Source organism: Candidatus Nitrospira salsa, assembly GCF_965152625.1.
In genome coordinates, this window is record NZ_CBCUCO010000005.1 from 183,385 (window position 1) to 204,787 (window position 21,403).

The 21,403-nt window shown below is 45.6% G+C and carries 20 protein-coding genes, 1 tRNA gene and 1 pseudogene; 10 read left to right on the plus strand and 12 right to left on the minus strand.

The annotated features are described in order from the left end of the window. Positions 1–95 precede the first annotated feature (95 nt). Positions 96–1,370 (minus strand): O-antigen ligase family protein, encoded by a 1,275-nt coding sequence (locus ACWQXP_RS21315; protein WP_454064903.1) that lies wholly within the window; start codon positions 1,368–1,370, stop codon positions 96–98. A gap of 72 nt (positions 1,371–1,442) precedes the next feature. Next, positions 1,443–2,408 (minus strand): KpsF/GutQ family sugar-phosphate isomerase, encoded by a 966-nt coding sequence (locus ACWQXP_RS21320; RefSeq protein ID WP_454064904.1) that lies wholly within the window; start codon positions 2,406–2,408, stop codon positions 1,443–1,445. A 289-nt stretch (positions 2,409–2,697) separates the two neighbouring features. Between ACWQXP_RS21320 and ACWQXP_RS21325 the strand changes: the two genes are divergently transcribed. Together ACWQXP_RS21325 and ACWQXP_RS21330 are read left to right on the plus strand one after the other, a co-directional pair. Next, positions 2,698–3,396, plus strand: a complete 699-nt coding sequence (locus ACWQXP_RS21325) for a hypothetical protein (RefSeq protein WP_454064905.1) — start codon at positions 2,698–2,700, stop codon at positions 3,394–3,396. Between the two features lie 61 nt (positions 3,397–3,457). Further along, positions 3,458–4,420: a Gfo/Idh/MocA family protein gene (locus tag ACWQXP_RS21330; protein ID WP_454064906.1), complete on the plus strand. Its 963-nt coding sequence runs from the start codon at positions 3,458–3,460 to the stop codon at positions 4,418–4,420. A gap of 8 nt (positions 4,421–4,428) precedes the next feature. On the opposite strand, the gene ACWQXP_RS21335 is transcribed toward ACWQXP_RS21330, so the two are convergent. Next, the gene (locus tag ACWQXP_RS21335; RefSeq protein WP_454064907.1) at positions 4,429–5,085 is read right to left on the minus strand and encodes a hypothetical protein; all 657 of its coding nucleotides are present in this window, start codon (positions 5,083–5,085) and stop codon (positions 4,429–4,431) included. Positions 5,086–5,352: 267 nt separating this feature from the next. Here ACWQXP_RS21335 and ACWQXP_RS21340 point away from each other — a divergent pair, with 267 nt between their 5' ends. Further along, complete coding sequence (locus ACWQXP_RS21340; RefSeq protein ID WP_454064908.1) at positions 5,353–6,276, plus strand: class I SAM-dependent methyltransferase; 924 nt, start codon at positions 5,353–5,355, stop codon at positions 6,274–6,276. Between the two features lie 202 nt (positions 6,277–6,478). On the opposite strand, the gene ACWQXP_RS21345 is transcribed toward ACWQXP_RS21340, so the two are convergent. Next, positions 6,479–6,703, minus strand: a complete 225-nt coding sequence (locus ACWQXP_RS21345) for a BrnA antitoxin family protein (protein ID WP_454064909.1) — start codon at positions 6,701–6,703, stop codon at positions 6,479–6,481. Next, positions 6,700–6,993, minus strand: a complete 294-nt coding sequence (locus ACWQXP_RS21350) for a BrnT family toxin (RefSeq protein WP_454065162.1) — start codon at positions 6,991–6,993, stop codon at positions 6,700–6,702. Before ACWQXP_RS21350 ends, ACWQXP_RS21345 begins: the two co-directional genes overlap by 4 nt. A 739-nt stretch (positions 6,994–7,732) precedes the next feature. Between ACWQXP_RS21350 and ACWQXP_RS21355 the strand changes: the two genes are divergently transcribed. Next, positions 7,733–8,002 carry a toxin gene (locus ACWQXP_RS21355; RefSeq protein ID WP_454064910.1) on the plus strand — a complete coding sequence of 90 codons (270 nt, stop codon included), beginning with the start codon at positions 7,733–7,735 and terminating at the stop codon, positions 8,000–8,002. Then, positions 7,999–8,280, plus strand: coding sequence for a CopG family antitoxin (locus ACWQXP_RS21360; RefSeq protein WP_454064911.1), 282 nt, complete (start codon positions 7,999–8,001; stop codon positions 8,278–8,280). The genes ACWQXP_RS21355 and ACWQXP_RS21360 overlap by 4 nt, the downstream gene beginning before the upstream one ends. Positions 8,281–8,773: 493 nt before the next feature. Here ACWQXP_RS21360 and ACWQXP_RS21365 read toward each other — a convergent pair whose 3' ends face one another. The 5 genes from ACWQXP_RS21365 to ACWQXP_RS21385 form a co-directional block, all read right to left on the minus strand. Continuing rightward, entirely contained in the window at positions 8,774–9,106 is a 333-nt protein-coding gene (locus ACWQXP_RS21365) for a hypothetical protein (RefSeq protein ID WP_454064912.1), read from the minus strand. A gap of 27 nt (positions 9,107–9,133) precedes the next feature. Then, the gene (locus ACWQXP_RS21370) at positions 9,134–10,657 is read right to left on the minus strand and encodes a DUF7379 domain-containing protein (RefSeq protein ID WP_454065163.1); all 1,524 of its coding nucleotides are present in this window, start codon (positions 10,655–10,657) and stop codon (positions 9,134–9,136) included. Positions 10,658–11,590: 933 nt separating this feature from the next. Next, complete coding sequence (locus ACWQXP_RS21375; protein ID WP_454064913.1) at positions 11,591–12,067, minus strand: CopD family protein; 477 nt, start codon at positions 12,065–12,067, stop codon at positions 11,591–11,593. A 475-nt stretch (positions 12,068–12,542) separates the two neighbouring features. Beyond that, positions 12,543–12,962: a type II toxin-antitoxin system VapC family toxin gene (locus tag ACWQXP_RS21380; protein WP_454064914.1), complete on the minus strand. Its 420-nt coding sequence runs from the start codon at positions 12,960–12,962 to the stop codon at positions 12,543–12,545. Then, the gene (locus tag ACWQXP_RS21385; RefSeq protein WP_454064915.1) at positions 12,946–13,209 is read right to left on the minus strand and encodes a ribbon-helix-helix domain-containing protein; all 264 of its coding nucleotides are present in this window, start codon (positions 13,207–13,209) and stop codon (positions 12,946–12,948) included. The genes ACWQXP_RS21380 and ACWQXP_RS21385 overlap by 17 nt, the downstream gene beginning before the upstream one ends. Before the next feature lie 697 nt (positions 13,210–13,906). Here ACWQXP_RS21385 and ACWQXP_RS21390 point away from each other — a divergent pair. From ACWQXP_RS21390 to ACWQXP_RS21410, 5 genes and pseudogenes are all read left to right on the plus strand, one after another. Then, positions 13,907–14,689, plus strand: a complete 783-nt coding sequence (locus ACWQXP_RS21390; protein ID WP_454064916.1) for a hypothetical protein — start codon at positions 13,907–13,909, stop codon at positions 14,687–14,689. 102 nt (positions 14,690–14,791) lie between these two features. Further along, complete coding sequence (locus ACWQXP_RS21395; RefSeq protein ID WP_454064917.1) at positions 14,792–16,036, plus strand: IS256 family transposase; 1,245 nt, start codon at positions 14,792–14,794, stop codon at positions 16,034–16,036. Positions 16,037–16,154: 118 nt separating this feature from the next. Beyond that, the gene (locus ACWQXP_RS21400; protein WP_454064918.1) at positions 16,155–17,393 is read left to right on the plus strand and encodes an AAA family ATPase; all 1,239 of its coding nucleotides are present in this window, start codon (positions 16,155–16,157) and stop codon (positions 17,391–17,393) included. A 275-nt stretch (positions 17,394–17,668) separates the two neighbouring features. Continuing rightward, on the plus strand, positions 17,669–17,989 hold the full coding sequence (locus tag ACWQXP_RS21405; protein WP_454064919.1) for a hypothetical protein: 321 nt from the start codon (positions 17,669–17,671) through the stop codon (positions 17,987–17,989). A gap of 40 nt (positions 17,990–18,029) precedes the next feature. Beyond that, positions 18,030–19,142 (plus strand): annotated as a pseudogene (locus ACWQXP_RS21410) (IS3 family transposase). A 472-nt stretch (positions 19,143–19,614) separates the two neighbouring features. Here the strand turns inward: ACWQXP_RS21410 and ACWQXP_RS21415 are convergent. Further along, positions 19,615–19,688 (minus strand) — tRNA-Gln (locus tag ACWQXP_RS21415). Between the two features lie 139 nt (positions 19,689–19,827). Then, entirely contained in the window at positions 19,828–21,261 is a 1,434-nt protein-coding gene (gltX, locus tag ACWQXP_RS21420; RefSeq protein ID WP_454064920.1) for a glutamate--tRNA ligase, read from the minus strand. Positions 21,262–21,403 lie beyond the last annotated feature (142 nt).

Genomic DNA, 21,403 nt, shown 5'->3' on the forward strand with positions numbered 1-21,403 from the left:
TCCACGCAATTCCCTTTCTGACCCATCAAGGCATAAGCACTACAATGCCATTCACAACCACAATCTCATCAGATCGTACGATTCGCGTTCATCACCTAATAATGACCTTTATTCTCGTGCAGGGAACTCAATGAAATTGATATTCCCCCAGCTAATAAAATAAAAAACAAATAAGCCAGACTGCCAGTAAACAGATAATTGAAAAAATTACAGGTAATATATCCAACGGTGACCACAGCAATCGTAACTTTTAATGATACAGCATCACGATCCATAATCATTCTAGTCTCTCGCAACAAAAGACTGAATGTCTTCCAGGCAAGCCAGAACAACATCGGTATCACGGGAATTCCACTCCCCACAACATACATCATAAAGGAACTATGCAAGTGCGCATGTTCACTACAAGGTCCAGGTGGATCACCTGGGAATGCCCTCCCAAAAATCTCGTTGCCAAATCCAATGCCGAATAAAGGATGTGAGACGAGCTCTTGTACTCCTAATTTCCAACACCCCAACCGATCTGACACACTTTCCATCACAAATACTCCATCAAGATAACCGGCTTGACTCATGGCAAACAATAATATCAAACAAATCACACAAAACAGCGCTACACGCCAAATGATGGAAAATTTTCCACGAAATCCGGCAAAACTTATTCCTTGAATTGCCAAGGCCAGCCAACCTCCACGCGAATAGGCGAAAAATTCGGCAAAAAATAAGACGACGAGACTACAGATGAGAAACAAACGTTTCCATAGGTCCTGGTAAAGAGAGATAAGACAGACCGCGAGGGGAAGTGCCATCACCATGTAGATGGCTAACCTGTCGCTACCTGACCCTGGGGCTACAGCCCTCAAGCCCCGAGTCAACAATCCACCACCTTGCTCCCAAAATGACCAGATCGAATATCCTCCTGCACCGAACGCACCAATGACCACAACAAAAAATATTTGATGAACAAGCTTTCTAGAAACCTGGACATTCACCTGTCGTTGCAAAACTAAAAGTGCCCAGTAGAAAATAAGAAAGTTAACAACGAGCTTTCTCCACTCTGAGAAACTATGGGATGGATCAATAGAGAAAGGAATTGTGAGCAAGATCCAACTAAGTAAGACCAAAAGGGGTAAGTCAACTTGAGTCTTGATCCAAATACTTTTGCGGCTTCTCCAGGACGAGATGACGCCCCAAATCAATAATGTAAAAAAGAGATACTCCTGATAGTGAAACAGCTGCGGCCATACGCTCATCAATGCAATGAGGGACAACCCCCATCCTTGAACAAGCCAAACTCGATTCTGTCGTGCCACTTGATGAGGTTGGATAGCAGCTCCGATGTTTAATGCTAGGCTTTCAGAAGTTCTCAAGCGTATCCTAGAACGACTATTGTAGGTAAATTACGATGGTCGGAAAATTTCTACAGACATTTCAGGAAAATTTCACAAGCCTTTGGCGACAAGATCGTGAAGATGAATCATACCGACGACTCGATCCTGACGATTGAGCACCGGGAGGACTGAGATAGGCCGTTCTCGCCGTTCCATGAACTCTAATGCCGTAATGGCCATGTCATCTTCGTAGATCGATGATGGTTTTTCATTCATGATCTCTTGAATGGTCATCGCAAAGATGTCACCGCCATCCTCCAGCGCTCGACGAATATCAAAATCTGTGACAAAACCAAGCAATCGATTCTGTTCATCAACGACAGAGACTGCCCCTGCATGCTTACTCGTAATTTCACAGAGCATTGACCGCACATCACAGGTAATCAAGATGACGGAGTTGTCGCCTCCAGATCGCATGATGTCTCCAACCGTCAACAAGAGCCGTTTACCGAGTTGCCCACCAGGATGATAGAGCGCAAAATCATTGGGTTGGAAGTTTCTTAATTTCATGAGAGTCATCGCGATGGCATCGCCAAGTACTAATGCCGCAGTCGTACTAGAAGTGGGCGCCATGTTCAGAGGACAGGCTTCCTCTTCAATTGGGGTGATGAGTACCAAATCAGAAATTCGAGCCATGGTCGAATCAGTTTTAGCGGTAATGGAAATAATATGTGCGCCCAACCGCCGAACAAAAGGCAGAATCGTGACCAACTCCTCGCTCTCACCGGACTTCCCAATCGCTACGACCACATCATCTTTGGTCACAATGCCAATATCGCCATGCATGCCCTCAGCTGCATGTAGAAAAATGGCCGGGGTTCCAGTCGAAACTAACGTCGCGGCTATTTTTTGGGCAATGAGACCAGACTTTCCAACACCCGTGAGAATCACTCGACCCGAGCAAGCAGCAAGCAACCGAACGGCTTCTTCAAACGACGGCCCGATGGTCTCAGACAACTGAACGATCGTTTTAGCCTCAAGGTCAATAACCCGACGTAATTCTTTTAAAAGATCCAAGAATGTAGCTCCTAGACTTTCGTGATGTTGACGATTTCAATAAGCCAAACAAACTCAAAAGACAATCAATATAAGGACATAGGAATAACGGCATAACGATGTAGACTTGAAAGGGAAAGGTTAGCTCACGAAGGCCAATTATAACACAACATTTACTGGAAACATCCGGTCTCATAGAGAAAAAATCAATACACAAAAGTTATCGATTGGTCAAGATCGATGAGTCATCCCGATACGTTGACTCGATTTAGCATAGACGAGCCGCTAGACTAGTATGATATTGCAGACCATGAACCACCAATCATTAAAACTCCAACCCAAGACTCGTCAGGCAATTGCTTCGATCTTTCAACACCTCGACTATCCAGCGCTTGGGGCAATCTACTGCGACGAAGGTGGAGAGGCGTTTTGGAAAGCCCATCGTCGCCCCTGCGAACGGATGGGAAACAAGCTGGCCGAACATTTAAAGGCTCGACTCGCACCGAACGGCACGAGCCTTTACGTTGGAGCAGGCGTTGCAGAAATTTCGCCGTTGATGATGGAAACCTCCGAACTCAAGAGATCCGTCGCTGCCTACAATCTCCTCCAAGACGAAGTCGAGATCCTGAACCACACATGCCAAAACCATGGATTATGGTTTACGCCAGCAGATGCACAGGAAGCGAAAGACACATATGATCACATTTGGATTGTCAGTGTCCTCAACGATCCTGAACGATTCCCGGAACTCTCCGCCCTCTCATACGGCAGAGCCAATCCGGCGACCTTTGAAACCGGACAATTTCAACAGGAACGAGAAACGGTCTTTGCCATGACCAACTCCCTCCTTAATAAATTAGCCAGACCTGGACTCATTACGACATCTGTAGAAGAGATTCCCTGGATTACTCACTATTGCGAGGAGCAGGCTCTATCCTATACCGTCGGTGACGACGATTTTCCAACAGCCATCGTAAAAGACCCAATTTGCTTCATACAAATTCAATAAGCCATGTTCACAAATTCCACCATTTCAACACCCATCAAGTGTATCCATTAGGTAAATGACCATGAACCTTGGTCTGATTGGAGTAGGCCGTCATGGCACGCGATACGCCCAACATCTTTTAGGTCCAGACTCACCAGGACGACTCGTGGCCATTTGCCGCCGAGATGCGACACAAGGACAAGCCTTTGCCAAAGAATCTTCGCTCCGCTTTCACCAAGATTACCAATCCCTCATCAAAGACCCTGAAGTCGATGCCATCATTGTTGTCGCCCCGCCATCGTTGACTCTCCCAATCGCCATCGCGGCCATTCAAAATAGGAAACCACTGTTGATTGAGAAACCACTTGCAGTTTCTGGGTCGGATGCTCGTCAAATAGTCGAACACGCTTCTCACGCGAAAGTGCCCATCATGACCGCACACACGCTCCGTTATGACAGCACGATTGCCGAACTCAAAGAATGGGCACTGGACATCGGAGAGTGGCAAGAGCTGTCACTCACCGCTCGATTGGAACGTCGGCCACATACGTCTGAAGACATCAAGGCCTGGAATAACCGAGGAGCGCTCTTAGAAATCGGGATACACCTGTTAGACTTGACGAGGTTTCTGACAGGCGAGGAAATTGGTGAGGTCCAGTGCGAGACGAACCAACCGACACTCCAAATACCTGAAGGGCATGCCTGGGGAAAGCTCACCACAGAATCAGGACGACCCTGCCACTTTGATGTTTCTCGGCTGAGTGATTCGCGCATGACCCAGATAGAAATCATTGGTCAGACCGGAAACATATACGCTAATTGGTCGGCGTCAACAATAACCCGATATCACAAAAATAACACACCGGAAGAACTTCAACTTTCACCACGCCCCACAATTCCCTTGGTCATCAACGATTTCATTCAGGCCTTGCGCACCGGAACAGCCATGCCCATTACCGCAGAAGACGGACTACGGGCCGTCGAGATCGCCGAGGCCTGCTATCAATCAGCCGCTCAAAAACACGCCGTCACATTACACCGATAATGTGACAGCTATCGTCCGGACCCAGGCATTTCCGCACGCTGCCGCGCAAACACCTTAGCGAGAGTCTCTCCCCTTGACCTCAACTGTTCACGAGCCGTGACAAAAATCTTTTCCAAAAGCTTCCAATGTTCTTGCCGAACATTATATTCGAGAAATTCATCTGCTATCTCCGGACGATCCCAAGGTGAAGATGTTTGGCCATAATCCACAAATGCCTCCAAAGATTCCATCGTCAACCCCGTACGACGCAAATCTTCTTGAACGTGTTTCGAAGAACCTCCAGACTTCACCTGTAACGCGTTCAGCACCCATTTTCGAATAGCAGGACTCTGACTTTTGAGTACGACACTTTGTAGCTGAATCAATGTATGAATTAATTGATTCGCCTCTGGATCATGCTCAGGGGGTAACACCCCGGCCTCATTAAAGGTTCCCAAAATTGCCATAACAGATCCAATATGGGCCGCCGGTGTTCGTTGCCTTGCGGCACGAACAACTTTCGCCATTTCTACCTGTTCCTTATGATGCAACACGCTCGCAAACATAATTCCGGACATCTCACTTTCCGCCGCAGGAAATGGCAGCTGCCAGAGCATCACCCAGAGCGCGAGCAACACTATAAACGAATTTTGCTTCAGTATTGTGTTGACCGAACTCGTAGTCATAAAGAGCTTCAGTATACACCCTTACGATTTTCTTGAAAAATATGATGAAACGTCTGGCGCAATTTTGCCGAGATCACGGCAAGAGCTGCCGATCGATTTTCCATCATAAACTGTCTCATCTCGGCACATATCATTGGAATCTAATAATGACGCGACAATACGAGAGCCTCTCAAGGCTCGAGACCAGATGCAAACGCGGTACTTATTTTGCGATAGACAAAACATTGAACTCATCTTCCATTCACCGAAGGAACAAGGGAGCCAGCCATGCCCAAACTCACGTCGCCGACTGCGCCACCAACCGTCAGCTCTCAACCCGCACCGACCCACATACCAAACCACAAAGGGACATTGAATGCCGATATCTGGAGAACCATTGTCGAAGAAGACTATACAAAAGTCCTCAGCGCAATAAATTGGGATGCCTTGTTCCCCAAAGGAGCTATTCCAACACAACTTCTGGACATCGGATGCGGCACCGGCACCTTTCCGCATATGTTGCGTCCGCAATTGCCGCCGGATACACCGATCTTCTATGACTACATGGACCCAGCCCACTATTGCCTGTCGATGTGTCAACAAGTGCTCCATCCTCCCTATCAAGCGCGACGAGCCTTTCACACCCCGATCGAAGAAGCCTCGTTACTCACCTCAACCACCCAATATGATATTATTTGGGCTTTACAATCGCTGTATGGACTGACCCCTCGAACACTCTCAAAAGCCGTTAGCACCATCAACAACGCCTTAAATCCCCATCGCGGCACCGTCATCATCATGCTTGCCAAACATGATGCCTTTATTCCTCAAATCTATGAACGCTACACTCGACTCTATAGCCCACTGAAAACACGGCATTATCTCACCGCTGAACCCGTCCTTGCGTCCCTGAGCACTCAAGCCATGCCTGCGATCGTTCGAGAAATCGACTGCACCCACACCATTTCCATCCGGGATGAATACCGACTCGAACAATATCTGCAGCAATGTATCATGGACAGCCAACCGCCCGATGGCTGGCGACATCACCCGCAAATGCGCGACTTCATCGACAGCTTCCGCCATGTCGATGTGTATCGCTTCCCGAATCCAGCGTGGGTCATACTCGGAGCCCCCAGTCAATCAGGCCTCGCCGGCCGACGACGACTGCTGACCTACCTGGAACCCGTCTCGACACAGGTCGCGGCATAGAGAAAAAAGAGAGGCATAAGTGCGGTCTCGCCCTTATGCCTCGTTCAGTCAGATTTGAGAAGAGATAAATCTCGAATGAGACGAAGACATCAATCTCAACAAGAAATTACTTATTAAAGAATTATGTGTTTGCGAAAATTTGGAGGAAATTCAACATAGAGCGATGAATTTTAAAAATGCTACTCTCTAACCTCTAAGAAGCTTATGAACAAGAAGCCCATTGTATTTTCAATTTGCGATGGCTCTCAGCGCAGTCTCTGAGATACAGATTAATGAGGTGTTGATACGGAATACCCGTTTCAGCCCCCATTTGTTTAAAGTAGCTCACAATATCCTTGTCCAAGCGGATAGTGACAGGTTGTTTGAGGTACTTCGTATAGGGATTCTTCTTCCCTTTCATTTTTGAAAAATCGTAGTGTGCTCTCATGTTCTGGCCTCCCAGTAATCCCTCTCCTCTGATGGATCAGCTTTTCTAGCTGAGATTATTCTGATGACCAAGTCATCTTCCCGAAAGCAATGACAGACGACAACGACGCGAAGCGTCGAACTGATCCCTAACAGGATCAAACGGACTTCTGATTCTGAATGATCTGGATCAAAAAACTGTACCGCGTGCTCATCCTTAAACGTTGATTGTGCCTCTTCAAATGACACCCCATGTTTTTTGATGTTTGCACGATTTTTCTTCTCATCCCACTCAAATCTCAACTCCTCCATATGTACAATGTACATATGGAACTCAATATCGTCAAGGTCTCGCTTTTGTAAATTTTCTGATTAGAACTGTACCTGCAGCAATGTATCATGGACAGGCAACCACCAGACGGCTGGCGACACCACACACTAATGCTCGAGAAAATGGGGCATTCTACTTATCTGACCGGGTCCGTACCTTTCCACTCGTCCATACCTCTGACAAATCGTATGTGAATTATGTTCTGGTAGTTGCTTGGGATATTCTTCAAGGCCGGAGGCTACTCTTAGCAAATCATAAGAAAAGAAGAATGTCCCCTTTTCTGAAGATTTTAAAACCTGCGGCGTCAAATTATATAATCCCTTTACAACGAAGGAATAAGAAACACGGAAAAGGGGGAGAAAAGGGGGACGCTACCCTTTATGAGATCTCCTGTGGTGAGCAAAGCTTCACGCTGTGGGAGATTGGTTGAACTGATGAGCGGAAGGCGATGAGCCCGAGCAACTGTCGGAGATTCGACGGAATATGAAAAAGGCTTACCGTGTGGGAGTGAGCGTTTTCTGAAGAAGCTAGAGAAGACGGTAGGGCGCGTGCTCACCTACCGACCGCCAGGCCGGCCCAAAACACGATAAAGGGTAGCTTCCTCTTTTCCTCATTGCCATAAAATAAGCAATTCAAACTATCTAATTAGTTAGCGGGAAAATAGAACTACTGTGGCGTGTTGACAAAAGGCACACACCATGAGACTGTATATAAGAGCCTATGTATGACTTCGATTGGAATGACGAAAAAAGTGACTTTCTCGAACAAACTCGTGGAGTCAACTTTGAAGACGTGGTCTTTCATATTCAGAATGGAGATGTGCTGGACATCATCAAGCATCCCAATGATGCCTTGTATCCGAATCAGAAAATCATTGTTCTGAATATTGAAGGATACGTGTATTTGGTACCATATGTGAAGGAAAAACGAACACGTTTTCTCAAAACGATTATCCCAAGCAGGAAAGCGACTAAGGAGTATCTGAAATGAAAAAAACTCTCAAATTAGATAATGAAGAACTCCAGATCCTCCGAGACTTTGAGCGCAGTGAATTTGAGAGCGTCAAAAACTTCAGAGAAGAGAAGCGTAAATTAGAAGTGGCAGCACGAAATTCTCTCCAAAAGGACAAGCGAATCAATATTCGCATCTCATCGCGTGATCTAGAAAGCATTCAAAAAAAAGCGGCCCAAGAAGGTATTCCCTATCAAACGCTTATCTCAAGCACACTCCATAGATTCGTAACCGGGAAATTAAAAAATGTAATGTAGGGTGAGAATTTTAGTCAGCATGGGTAAGTGGTACGTTCTCTGCTTCGCTCAGCGATAGTCACACGTGTTGGAACCATCGTATTTCAAACCCTCGTTATGGCCGGAAGCAACAGGGCCCGTCACGGTTAAGTTAACCCCGCACGTCATCTATAAAGGAGAATGTCCCCTTTGGCTGCTTATCTGACATGGTCCGTACCTTTCTGCTCTTCCATACCCATGACAAATCGTGCGTGAAACATGTTCTGATAGTTGCTTGGGATATTCTTCAAGGCCGGGGGCTACTCTTAGCAAATCGTAATAAAAGGAGAATGTCCCCTTTTCCACGTCGCTGGTGCCTCGATCTTCCTGTTCCATTTTGGTACGCTGACTCATCGTGGCGTCTCTCCTTTGTGGTTAAAGGTGGGTGTTTAGTCACAACCATTTCAACCCGAGACACCGCGTCTCTTCAACTCCCTTCAAACACCACTTTCGAGTATAGCTCCTCATAACAACATCATTGGATTGTAATAGCACGACCACCTTCCATGACCTCTGCCGAGATATGGTCTCCTGGCTTTTTCGGACTGTCAGCGAAGAACGTATCCTCATCCACCCGTAACCGGATCTGCTGACCTGACTGGTCCTTGATAATATAATGGTCCCCATCAATTCGAAGAAGTTTACCTTCCACGTGAGCGCTAGCAGTAGAGTCTTGACATGGCGGCTTGGGACAAACTCCAGGACCCGCTGTTCCAGATTCTTGCGCTAACGCTGTTGGTAACTGCGCGAGCGTAAAGAGGAAACTGCCTACTATGAGAACCATCTTAAAATGATGAATGCACGTCATAAAACACCTCCGCATATCAGTTTTTTCCTAATTGTTTATCAAACAATCCCTAGCCTGGCTATACGAGCGATAACGAGCAAGGACACGTTGGAACTCCTCGGATTGCCAGGCAGGATATAGCGGACTATCAGAATCAAGAGCATCCGTGCATATGGTTTCTAAGAGTCCAACCAGGCTCAGACTGTCTTGCGCCTCAGCATACCGTAGAGCTCGATCCACGGAATCAATGCCCTGATTTATGGAATTAAGTGGTTTGCTGCCCTGCTTGAATTCTATGAGTGAGAGGTTATATATCGCGTATTCCACGTCATCTGCATTAGCTTTTTCGATTAGTTGATAATAGTACCTTGCCTCATTGTAATCCTGCTTTTCATATGCAATTCGTCCAAGCAAAAACTTGACCCTTGTGTGCTCATGATCAATAAGAGCATGCAAAGCCGCCTCTTTTGCTTCATCTAAAAATCCGAGGTAATAGAGGGCCAGGGCTAGGTTATAATACCAACGATGCTGACTAGGATTTAGCTTCACTGCTTCTTGTAATTGGTGAACAGCATCTGTCCTTCGAGAGGGAATATAAGAGAGAGCAGTTCCATACTGAAATCGAAGAAAAGCTGCCAGCGGATATTTAGTCACTAATGGCTTTAGTATATTCGATGCATTAATATACTCGCCTCGACGAATAAGGGCTTTCGCATATTGATAATCCTCTTCTTCAGATCTACTTAGATCTCTTGGGCCGATATTAAGCCCAGAAAGGAGAGGGGCTGATATTTCGGTTATGATACTCTGAACTACAAAGTCACTTGGTGACACGGGTTTAACAATGTTCGTATGATCATATATTCGGCCGACATCGTTATCAATTGCCGCAATGGAATGTGGAAACCGATCAGTCGCGCTCGCTATTGATACAACTCCATCATTAGTCGCATAAATGGCTACCGTCTTTATTCTTTTCTTCAACACCGGATGGAGTTCTGGCGATTTTGCCTCCACATGTAAATGCCAATCACGCAACTGCTGTCGAAGGAAAGAATCATTTACCCCACCAATTGATTTTAATTGTGCTTTTGGGATGCCTGGCACGTATCTAGCCCACTTCGCTAAGTCCGCGCCGGTATTGGGGGTAGCTATCAGAAATACCTTGTTTACTTTTAGCGACGGAGCTTGCCCATTTCTTAATCTGTTGAGAATATATTCTTTTACAACGATTCCACCCATACTATGGGCGATGAAGATATACTCGTTGGATGAAGAACAGCAATTCTTTAGACTCTGCGCAAGGTTATTTGCTACGTCTGAAATGTGCGGGTTATGTCCGAATGCACCAGTTGGGTACTGATAATAAAATACTCGATAATCCTTCAATTTCGGTTCTTGTAGCAGGTATTGACCGAAATTTCCCCATGTCGTAACTTTGTTGCCACCCCACCCGTGAACTAAAATAATTATTACCTTATTAGAATTTTTAGAATCGGACGTTTCGGGCTGATTGATAGGGATATCGAATGTTGGTGAATTTTCTGCACAACTATAAGCGAATAGACACACAAGAAACAAAGATACTCTTGCAATAAAAAATGGACGAGTGAGAAAAGAGATAGACGGGAGAAGAACATTTTTGGTCGACTTTACTCTACTTTTAGAGCAATAATATACCATATTACATCCCCCTACGGCGGCGATGAATTACCAAAAAAAATAGCCCCCACCATTCTAATTTAAAAAAAAAGTTATAGGAGACGAAATTATAATTGGTGACAAGAGGGTCAAGTCTTTGTTTATTGAATACAAATCCTACCCCCGCAAGTTCGACGTATTTTGTGATAATTTTTTTTAAATTACTCCTACGGACCCCTGCGGAGATTTAAGATTCATTGGCCACCATAAATCTTAAGTACTTCTGTATAACAATTACCCACAGCACAATCTGTGAACTAACTCACAGAGGTGAGTTTTTATTTGACTGAAATTGTCGATTTATTTAATTATATAGAAATATGTTTTTGACTGAAGCAAGAACAAGTCCAAGGAAGATTTGGAAACAACTCACGGTCTTCATATCCTAGTCATTCTTGGACGAAAGAGTGTTGCGAAATTTTGTTGCTTAAAAAATGAGCGAATGGAGATCTGAGCATGTGTATCCAAACAGATAAGTCATGTATCTTTTTAGATAACTTTCCTTGAAAATCTTCAAGAAATTTGTACTTTATGAATGTTTTCCTCAAGTAACTTACAAGACAAGAGCAAAGTATTTTTCTGAAAGTGCTTAAGGAATAGGCAGATTTACAGCGTTTCAAGCAATCTGAGCGATTTGGGTTGTATCTATTTGGATACTTTTTACTGGAGAGCTTGTGAGGAAGATTGTTTATTTAAGGACAGTGAAAAGATGGAGAGAAAAAACTTGCTTATAAATCCTATTGCTCGAATAGAGCAGCATGAATGCACGCCTACGAGGACATGACAATGCCGGACTGCACAAGTTTAGTTTCGGACTAACCCCACACCCGCCAAGACAACCGCTAATCCTAAAATCATCGTCATCCTGCCTATCCATGGTGCGAATCGTACAAGAAATCTATCTGCGCCTGTCCACTCTGCGAATGCTTTTTGTTTGATAACTCGTACTTTTGGCCCGATGATTCGATCGTGCGTGATGGATGTCACGATCAACAGGAAGACCAAGGCAAGTTTGATAATCACTGAAGACGGCCAATCTGAAAATGAAGCAGAAAAGTTTACGTGGTTAGATAAAAGCAATGCTCCCGTGATTACAAGAACCCCAATGGCAACCCACACCAAAGCTCTAAATCGCCGGGCAACTCCAAGAAACCAACGTAGAGCCTGTGCAGGATCAGCACTACTCTTAAGAAGTGGGACGGCCACGAATGACAAGAACAACATCCCACCTACCCAAAAAATTGCAGCCGTGAGATGAATCCAAGACAGGAGGATATACATTTTTTAATTTCGTTTGGGCACAACAGACCAACGTTTTACTATTTTTGTACTCAAAGAATATTTCTACCTCACTCATTCCCTCTTCAGAAATGAGGGGAATTCGATATGACGAATCTAACAATCTCCTTGCTAATTGGAAGAAAGCATCTGCGTCATAACATTCAAACAGGCGCAGCATACCGTGCGAGACACGGCTCACAAGAAAGTTTCGAGCAATGAATAATGCGAAAACAATTTAAATAGGAAGGCCCACAAGCAGGTGGAGAAGGATTCGACCCCTCACAGACAGAACCAGAATCTGCCGTTACCCTAAAGCACCCCATAACCTACAGTCGATAGACGACGATTCCACTATCCGACTTGGGGTGGAGAGACACCAATGTGAGCGAGAACGCTCGACTCATACTCATTTGGAGGTTCTCTTATAGCTGAACTTTCTAGAAAAGCCTAGACAGGAAGATACTTGACCGAGATTTCAGATGTTGAGAAGGAGATTTTTGAAAGGCCTGTGATTCTTCCAGCGATACGTCGAAAAATCACGATCGTCCGTTGACAAGATCCTTCCTTCCTCCAAATGTTCAGCGAGAATCATTAAAGAGGCATCAGCTAAGTCCATAGGCAGGTCTGCGTATTTTTCTAACAATTCAAGAACACGAGGAACGTGAGAGTGCGTCAGATCAAACAGGTCATACGCTCCTGTCGTATAGCTTTGCATAAAAGAGACTTGCGCCTCTTTCCCAAGATGTTTGAGAAGGAGGTAACAGGTTTCAGTGACAACAGGCCACGTCGTAATAAGCGGTTCATGGATTTGACTCAGTCGCTCTGTTGCCACAAGATGGTGACGATCACGCCGATTGGCCAAGGCCAGCCAAAAACCCCTATCGGCGATGGTCATGCTTGGACTTTAACCCCTTAGCGAGCTTATCCTTATACGTTGTAGAAAGATTTGACGGTCCCTTCGAACACCCGATAAACCCCGCTTTCCGTAAGTGATCAATCGTGTTGACTTGAGTTTTTCGAATATCCTCATAATATTGGTCTAGTGCATGTTTAATGACCTCGCTCACACTAGAATTTGTAGCTTCTTTTAAAAAATTAACTTTTCTCGTCTGTTCATCATTTAATCGTGCATTAATCCGCATAGAGCCTACCCCCCTTCTTTTCCAGCGTTTAGTCATACCACCGACAATTTTAGTTACTTGTCAATACAACGGAACTCTCTGGCAGGAAGGAACAAAACTCTCAAGGACGAGCTTGCATACTGCATGTCAGGGTTAAATGGTCAGGAAGAAGAGTGGCATCTACGGCGACACAACAGAACACAGGGACAACTGCCAAGGAAAAAGGAGAAGAATGGCTGCCTAAATTGTACGATTTGCGAACCCTTATTCGAATTAGTCCGTTTTTAATCAATTCTAAGGGGAAAGCCCCTCGCAAGCAAGATTTCTCTGAGGTATCCTAATTCTTCTTTCAAAAAATCAAGCTACGTAATCCCACTCCCGAACCATCCTTCAATTATGGACTGATTCCGGCCCTCTTTCAAAATGGGTTTAAACCCTGAGCTGAAATGAAAATAATACAAATCTCGATTTTTTAATCGTTTTGTCATAAACTTGAAACGAGTTTAATTAGATCATTTAACCACCATTTTTTTAAGGTAAGCCGTAATAATGAGGGAAGATCTATATTCCCAACTCTCAGGTCTAAACTTGCTAAAGAGAGCAAGGCATTTTACTAGAAAGGTTTCAAATCTAATATTTATGGAATTGCAGAAGATTTGGTGAAAACGATCCACATCAGACTCTCTTTTCCCGAAATTAAACTACGGAAAGCATTTGTATGCAAATAATTATCAACAATTGCAACAACATTGATGAAGCGAAAATTCAAATTCACGAGGACAAACTGAATATTAAATATGGAATTAATGGGACTGGTAAAAGCACTATCGTTAAAGCTATAGAACTCGCTACGAATACAATTGAAGGTGGCGATTTATCAGAATTAACACCCTTTAAGTACTTGGAGAAAGAAGGGGGAGGGAAAGGAAAACCCTGCATAGATGGTTTAGAGTCGGTTAGTTCTGTTTGTATTTTTAATGAACAATACGTCGATCAATTTGTTTTTAAACAAAATGAGGTTGTAAATAACAGCTTTGAGATTTTTATAAAGACAAAAGAATTCGATAAAAAAATGGAAAAGATAGACGATTTGATATCGGATATTAAAGAAACCTTTCGAAATAACGAACACCTGGAAGAAGTTATAAAAGACCTTACCGAACTTAGCGACAGTTTTGGAAGATCGAAATCCGGATATTCCGCAGGAGGAAGAATTGGAAAGGCAGTAGGCAAGGGGAACAAAGTTGAAAATATACCAGAAAATTTGAAGCCGTTTGCACCTTTTCTAAGAATATCTGAAAACGTGCGATGGATAAAATGGCACATCGATGGAAACGACTTCTTGGAAGTTGCAAATTATTGCCCCTACTGCACTTCATCAACGAAGGAAAAGAGAGAAAAAATTTTGGCAGTCAGCAAGGAATATGACCATAAATCAATAGAACATCTCAATAAACTTTTAGAAATACTGAAAAGGTTAGGGCAGTATTTTGAGTTATAGTTGAAAGTAGTGTTTGGGTGAGTTGAAAAGACGCGGCGTCTCGGGTTGAAATGGGTGTTGCCAAACATCCACACATCAACCACAAAAAGGAGAGACGCCACGATGACCAAGAGTAGCAAAACGCAATCCGCAGAGCGAGTGAGCCGGGATACGTTAACGGAGTTGCTCCGGACCGGTGCCCGACAACTGCTGGCTCACGCATTGGAAGCCGAGCGGGCGGAGCTGTTAGCTGAGTATGCCGATCAGCAGGATGAGCACGGACGGGCCGTCGTAGTCGGCAATGGCTATCAGCCAGAGCGTGACCTTCAAACGGGCCTCGGGCCTGTGCCCGTTCAGGTCCCGAAGGTCCGTAGTCGTCAGGGCCTCCCAGTCACCTTTCACTCAGCGTTGGTGCCGCCGTATGTGCGGAAAACGGCCACGTTAGAAGCCGCGATTCCGTGGCTCTATTTGAAAGGCATTTCGACGGGCGAGATGCAGACGGCCTTGAAAGCCTTAGTGGGACCGGAGGCTCAAGGGCTGTCCGCCAGTACGGTGGCGCGATTGAAGCAGACCTGGCGGGAGGAATATCAGACGTGGCGTCAGCAACGCCTTGAGGAGGAGACTTGGGTGTATATCTGGGTCGATGGGATTTACAGTGGGATTCGTGCTGACCACCAACGGCTCTGTGCATTAGTGGTCATTGGGGTGACGAGCCAGGGCGAGAAGCAGCTCTTGGCCATCGAAGATGGGGTACGGGAGTCCACTCAGAGTTGGCACGAGGTGTTGCTGCAACTGAAAGCGCGGGGACTGTCGGCCCCGGCTGTCGGCATTGGCGATGGGGCCCTGGGGTTCTGGAGCGCGTTAGAGGAAGTCTACCCCACCACCCGGCAGCAGCGCTGTTGGGTACACAAAACCCGCAATGTGCTCAATGCCTTGCCCAAGAGTGTGCAACCCAAGGCGAAGCAGGCGTTGCACGAGATCTGGCAGGCAGAGAACAAAGCCAACGCCGAACAGGCCTTCGAGCTCTTTCTCAAGAGCTATGGGGCCAAGTATCCCAAGGCGACGGCATGCTTAAAGAAAGATCGCGAAGACCTGTTCACATTTTATGCGTTTCCGGCAGCACACTGGCAAAGTTTGCGCACCACCAATCCCATTGAGTCAACGTTTGCCACGATCCGACACCGCACGAAGCGTACCAAAGGCTGTCTCACGCGGGATGGGGTGTTGCACATGATGTTTAAGCTAGGACGCTGTGCCGAAAAGACCTGGCGACGCTTGAGGGGATTCCGGCAGTTGGTCTTGGTGATCAAGGGTGTGCAATTTACAGATGGAATAGAAGTCACGACCAACAAACCCGTCGCCGCGTAATCAACAGTTCAGACACTAGATTTGACAATAATTCCAGTATTTTAATCGAGATGCAAAAGAACAAGTTCACAAGATTTTCTGCAATAAGGAGGGCTTAACGAGAGCAGAAATTAACTATTTGGTTGAGATCAAAAATCAAATTGACGTTCTCAAAAATAACCTTACTAGTTTAAAAGATATTTCATTTTATTCATTCAAAGAGGACGATAATGTTCAAGGAAAAGTTAGTTCTTTGAAAATAGATTTAGCCTTACTTTCGCATATGAACTCAGGAGCTGCAAAAGCTATTGTAGAAGAGGTTAACCGATCACTCGATAAGGTTCTTGGTAATATTGGAATGTTACAAGGAGAGATAAACCAGCAAAAAATCGAAATTCAAAGGACAATTAAGAAGCATAAGGAGGAAATTAATTCTTTCCTGAAATATGCAGGATATGATTACCATGTAGACATAGAAGAGGATGGCAATTCATATAAAATGAGGTTGAGACATAAAGATTGGCAAAAAAGCATAGAAAACTCTTCCCAACACCTGAGCTTCGGCGAAAGAAACGCTTTTTCATTGGTCCTATTTATGTACGAAAGTCTGTCTAAAAGTCCAGATTTAATTATTTTAGATGACCCCATATCTTCGTTTGATAAAAATAAAAAGTTCGCAATAGTTGAAATGCTGTTCCGGAGGCAAAATAGTTTTAAAGGTAAGACGGTTTTTATGGTAACACACGATCTTGAACCGATCGTCGATATGTTGAGTACATTGAGAGGAATTTTTCAACCTCTCCCGTGTGCCAGCTTTTTAAATAACAGGGATGGTGTTTTAACTGAGGTTTCAATCGAAAAGAAAGACATAATAAGTTTTGGGCAGGTTTGCATTAAAAACATGAAAAGCAATAAGCAAGACCTCATCAAACTTATATATTTAAGACGATACTGTGAAATTGTGGATGATAGGGGCGAAGAATACCATATCCTATCGAGTTTGCTTCATAAAAGGCCCATACCTACATATGACCAAGAAGGCACGAAACAGATGCCAGAAGATAAAATAAAAATAGGTGAAGAGAAAATTAAAGAACGGATTTCGAGTTTCAAATACGGGAAACTTCTGGGTCTATTAAAAGATAAAGATACCATGGTTTCTTTGTATAAAAGATTAACGAATAATTATGAGAAGTTGCAAATTTTCAGAATTATATGTGATGACACTTCACATGAAAGCGGCGTGATACAAAAGTTTATTAATGAAACATTCCACATTGAGAACGAATATATAATGCAGCTAAATCCCTCGAAATATGATTTTATTCCCCAATATATTATTTCAGAATGCGATCGAATGTTGGCTACAAAAAAATGAGATTAAGCGCCCGCTTTTGGCCATTTACGAGCAATCGTGATCAGACTCTGAATTTGTTCTATCCGGGTGGCGCCCCGGCCGCAAGGCTGAATTGGCTTGTAGAAATTGGGGAGGAAGAATAAAACCTGTTCTTTGTGAACCTTGAAAAGATATATCTAACGAAATGAAAAAACAGGGGAACTTTAAGGAAGTAAAATGAAGATTTTTTAGCGTAAATTATCCTCAAAGTGCCAATAGAGAAAGGCGAATTATTCTCTTATTATTTTGAGTTCCCCATGGCTGAAATTAACTGGCTATCTTTCCGTGATATTGCCAAAGAATTTGGGTTAGAAACCTTTGTTAATGACCCTAATGCTTTAACCACCGAATTAAGAAGGTTGCGAGCAGAATCTCACCCTGACCGGTCTGGTGGAGAATTTCTCTCTAATGATGAAAGGGAAAAGTATCATAGACTTGATGAGGCGTTGAAGTTTATGGAAGCACAAGAATTGGATTCCAACGCAGTAATTCCAATTTCACAACTCCCCAACTTATTTGAAAAGCTTGCGAAGTCTGACGTCTCCCCTGAAATCGACGACAGTTTAAGACTGGAGTAAGATGGTCCCTTCGGTGGTCCGACACGACAGGAGGGGCTTGATGAAGCGATCCAAATTCTCGGAGGAGCAAGTCATTTATGCCCTACGCCAAAGTGAAGCGGGCACGCCTGTCGGCGACGGCAACTGGGTGTGAGTGAGGCGACGTTCTATGCGTGGAAGAAGAAATATGCGCATCTCGGAGTATCAGAACTCCGACGGTTACGGCAACTGGAGGAGGAGAATACACGAGTGAAGCGCCTGGTGGCTGATCTCTCGTTGGATAAACACATGTTGTCGGAGGCCTTACGAAAAACAGTTTGAGGCCCGCCCGCCGCCGAGCATTGGCTCAGTGGTTCCAGCAGACATTCTCGGTGAGTTGTGTGCGGGCCTGTCGATTAGCGCAGTTTACACGATCGTCATGGTATCGACGAAGCCAGGCGAAGGATCAAGCAGCCTTACGTCTCCGCATTCGTGAGCTGGCGCATGCCCGTCCACGTTTTGGCTCTCTGCGGATCTGGGTCCTCTTGCGGCGGGAAGGGTGGCTCGTAAACAGAAAGCGTGTGCGGCGGCTCTATCGTCTCGAGGGCTTACAACTCCGCATGCGGGTCCGCCGACGCAAACACATGGCCTTGCACCGAGGTCCGGCTCCTACCCCAGGAGGTCCGACTGAGCGCGGGAGTATGGATTTCTGCATGATACGCTGGCCGATGGTCGGCCGTTTCGGATACTCACGGTCGTCGATAACTGGAGTCGATACAGTCCGTTACTGGAGGTGGGCTTTCGAATGTCAGGGGAGATCGTTGGGCAGGCGCTTGATCGAGTCGTCGGGGCTCGCGCGCGACCACGTTCCATCACCGTGGATCACGGCACGGAATGCCAATCGCGGGCGTTGGAAGAGTGGGCGTTTCGGCAAGGGGTTCAGCTCGACTTCATTCGCCCCGGGAAGCCGGTCGAAAACGCCTTCATTGAATCGTTTAACGGGCGGTGGCGAGACGAGTGCCTCAACATCCACCAGTTCCGGTCGCTTGAGGAAGCTCGAGCGATCATCGAAGCCTGGCGGCTGGACTATAATCAGCACCGTCCCCATAGCTCACTCGGGCACCTGACTCCGAATGAGTTTTTACAACAACGTCAGGAGAGTCAGGCAGCTGAAGTCGCCGTCTGCTCTGGTTAAGACTTGTCTCAAAAGGGGGCCAAGGTCACTGCAGATGTCCATTGAGGAAGTGAACCGATTACTCAAGCTAGAACGAGGACCGTTGGAAAAAGAAATGTCAGCTGTCCAGGCCCGCCTGGAGACAATTGCCAAAGAGATTCAACGGTACGTTCGGGCGGTAGGCCAGGGAAAACTTTCGGTGAAATATCTCGAACAAGCAATTTTTCGTCTAGAGAACGAACAGAGGGGCTTAGAGAAACAACTAATTCAACTCTCCACCAGAATTGAACAAATTGGGATACGTGACTTTAACGCTGATTTGGTGCAACAGAATTTACAAAACTTTCAGCAATGTTTCCACGCTCTGACCCCTCAGGAACAAACCGAGGCCCTGCAGTGCTTGCTCAAGAATATAGAAGTCTATCCTGAAAAATTTGTGTTGAATGTGTTTGAATTGCCAGAGCTAATGGTGGGTTCGCAAAAACGGAAAAAATGGCTGGGGGAGAAGGATTCGAACCCTCACAGACAGAACCAGAATCTGCCGTCCTACCCTTAGACGATCCCCCAATCCTAGGTGTAGCTTAGTAGAGGATTTCTTTGTGAGTCAAGCCAAATCGAGAAACAATCAGGTCAACAAGGCATCGTCCTTCACATCACCACATTTTGACGATTGGCAGGCGAGCGGGACTGGACTAAAACCGCAAGTTTATCCTGCTAATGAAGAAGATGTAACATCGATCTGCTTGATGCCTTCTCGAATACGATGCAATGTCCGATCTTTACCAAGCAGGGCCATGACCTCGTAAATGCCAGGGCTGACCGTCCCACCCGTTAACGCCACACGAAGGGGTTGCGCCAACTTCCCCATCTTCAACCCATCTTCTTCAAGTATGACATAAAAGATGTGCTCGAGCACGTCTTTGGTAAAAGACGGGTCAGCTTCAAGACGGTCGGCAAACTTCGTCAGACTCGGCACAATCGCCGGCGTTAAAAATTTCTTCGCCGCGGTTTCCTCAATGGTAATCGTTTCTGAAAGATAAGGGGCTGCACCCGCGACCATGTCAAGCAACGTTTCGGACCGTTCTCGCAGGGGGGGCACCAAGGCCTCCACGCCGCCAGGGATTCTCGCACACGCTTTCTCATCATAACCCTCCTTTTCTAGGTAAGGGAGCATTTGTTTTGCGACATACTGTGGTTCAGACGTCCGAAGATACTGGGCATTGAGCCATCGCAGTTTCTCTGGATTGAACACCGCCGCCGAAGACTGAACATGCTCAAAACTAAACAACCGGATCATATCGTTCAGTGAAAATATTTCTTGGTCACCATGCGACCAACCCAAACGCACCAGATAATTGACAAGAGCCTCAGGAAGATAGCCCATCTCTTGATAGGCAAGAACCGACGTTGCACTATGCCGTTTGGATAATCTCGTTTTATCCGAGCCCAAAATCATTGGAAGGTGAGCAAACTTGGGAACGGCATAACCCAACGCTTCGAAGAGTGGGATTTGCCGAGGCGTATTATTGACATGATCATCACCACGAACCACATGCGTAATATTCATCAACGCATCGTCAATAACCACGGAAAAATTATACGTCGGATACCCATTGGAACGCAGAATGATGAGATCATCTAAAATCTGATTCTCAAACACAATCTGGCCTTTAATCAGATCATCAAAGACGGTTTGACCTTCTTGAGGAGATCGAAATCTCAGAGCCGCCGGTTCGGTAGGAGCTCGAAGTCTTTTTTCTCGGCAGGTGCCGTCATATTTCAACGACTCCCCCTTCGCTTGTGCTTCTTTGCGCCTGACCTCTAATTCGTCTGGCGTACACACACACCAATACGCGAGACCCCGCTCAAAGAGCCCCATCGCTTGCTCACGGTACAACTCCAATCGTTCGGTTTGACGGTACGGACCTTCATCCCAGTCAAGCCCTGTCCACTTGAGAGCTTCAAGAATAATTTGAATCGCCTCATCGGTCGAACGATCTCGATCGGTATCTTCGATTCGTAAGACAAACGTCCCGCCTTCATGACGGGCATACAGCCAGTTAAACAAGGCTGTCCGCACTCCACCAATATGAAGAAACCCCGTCGGGCTGGGAGCAAACCGGACACGAACATTAGACATACAGAACTCGTAAAGTGAAAGACATAAAACGAGATGTGGAAGACGGTAAGGTTAAATGTAATAGATAAAACCGACGAGCAACGAGCGACGAGCAACGAGCGACGAAAAGAGTGAGACGTGAAGCGACAGAGAAAATGTTGAG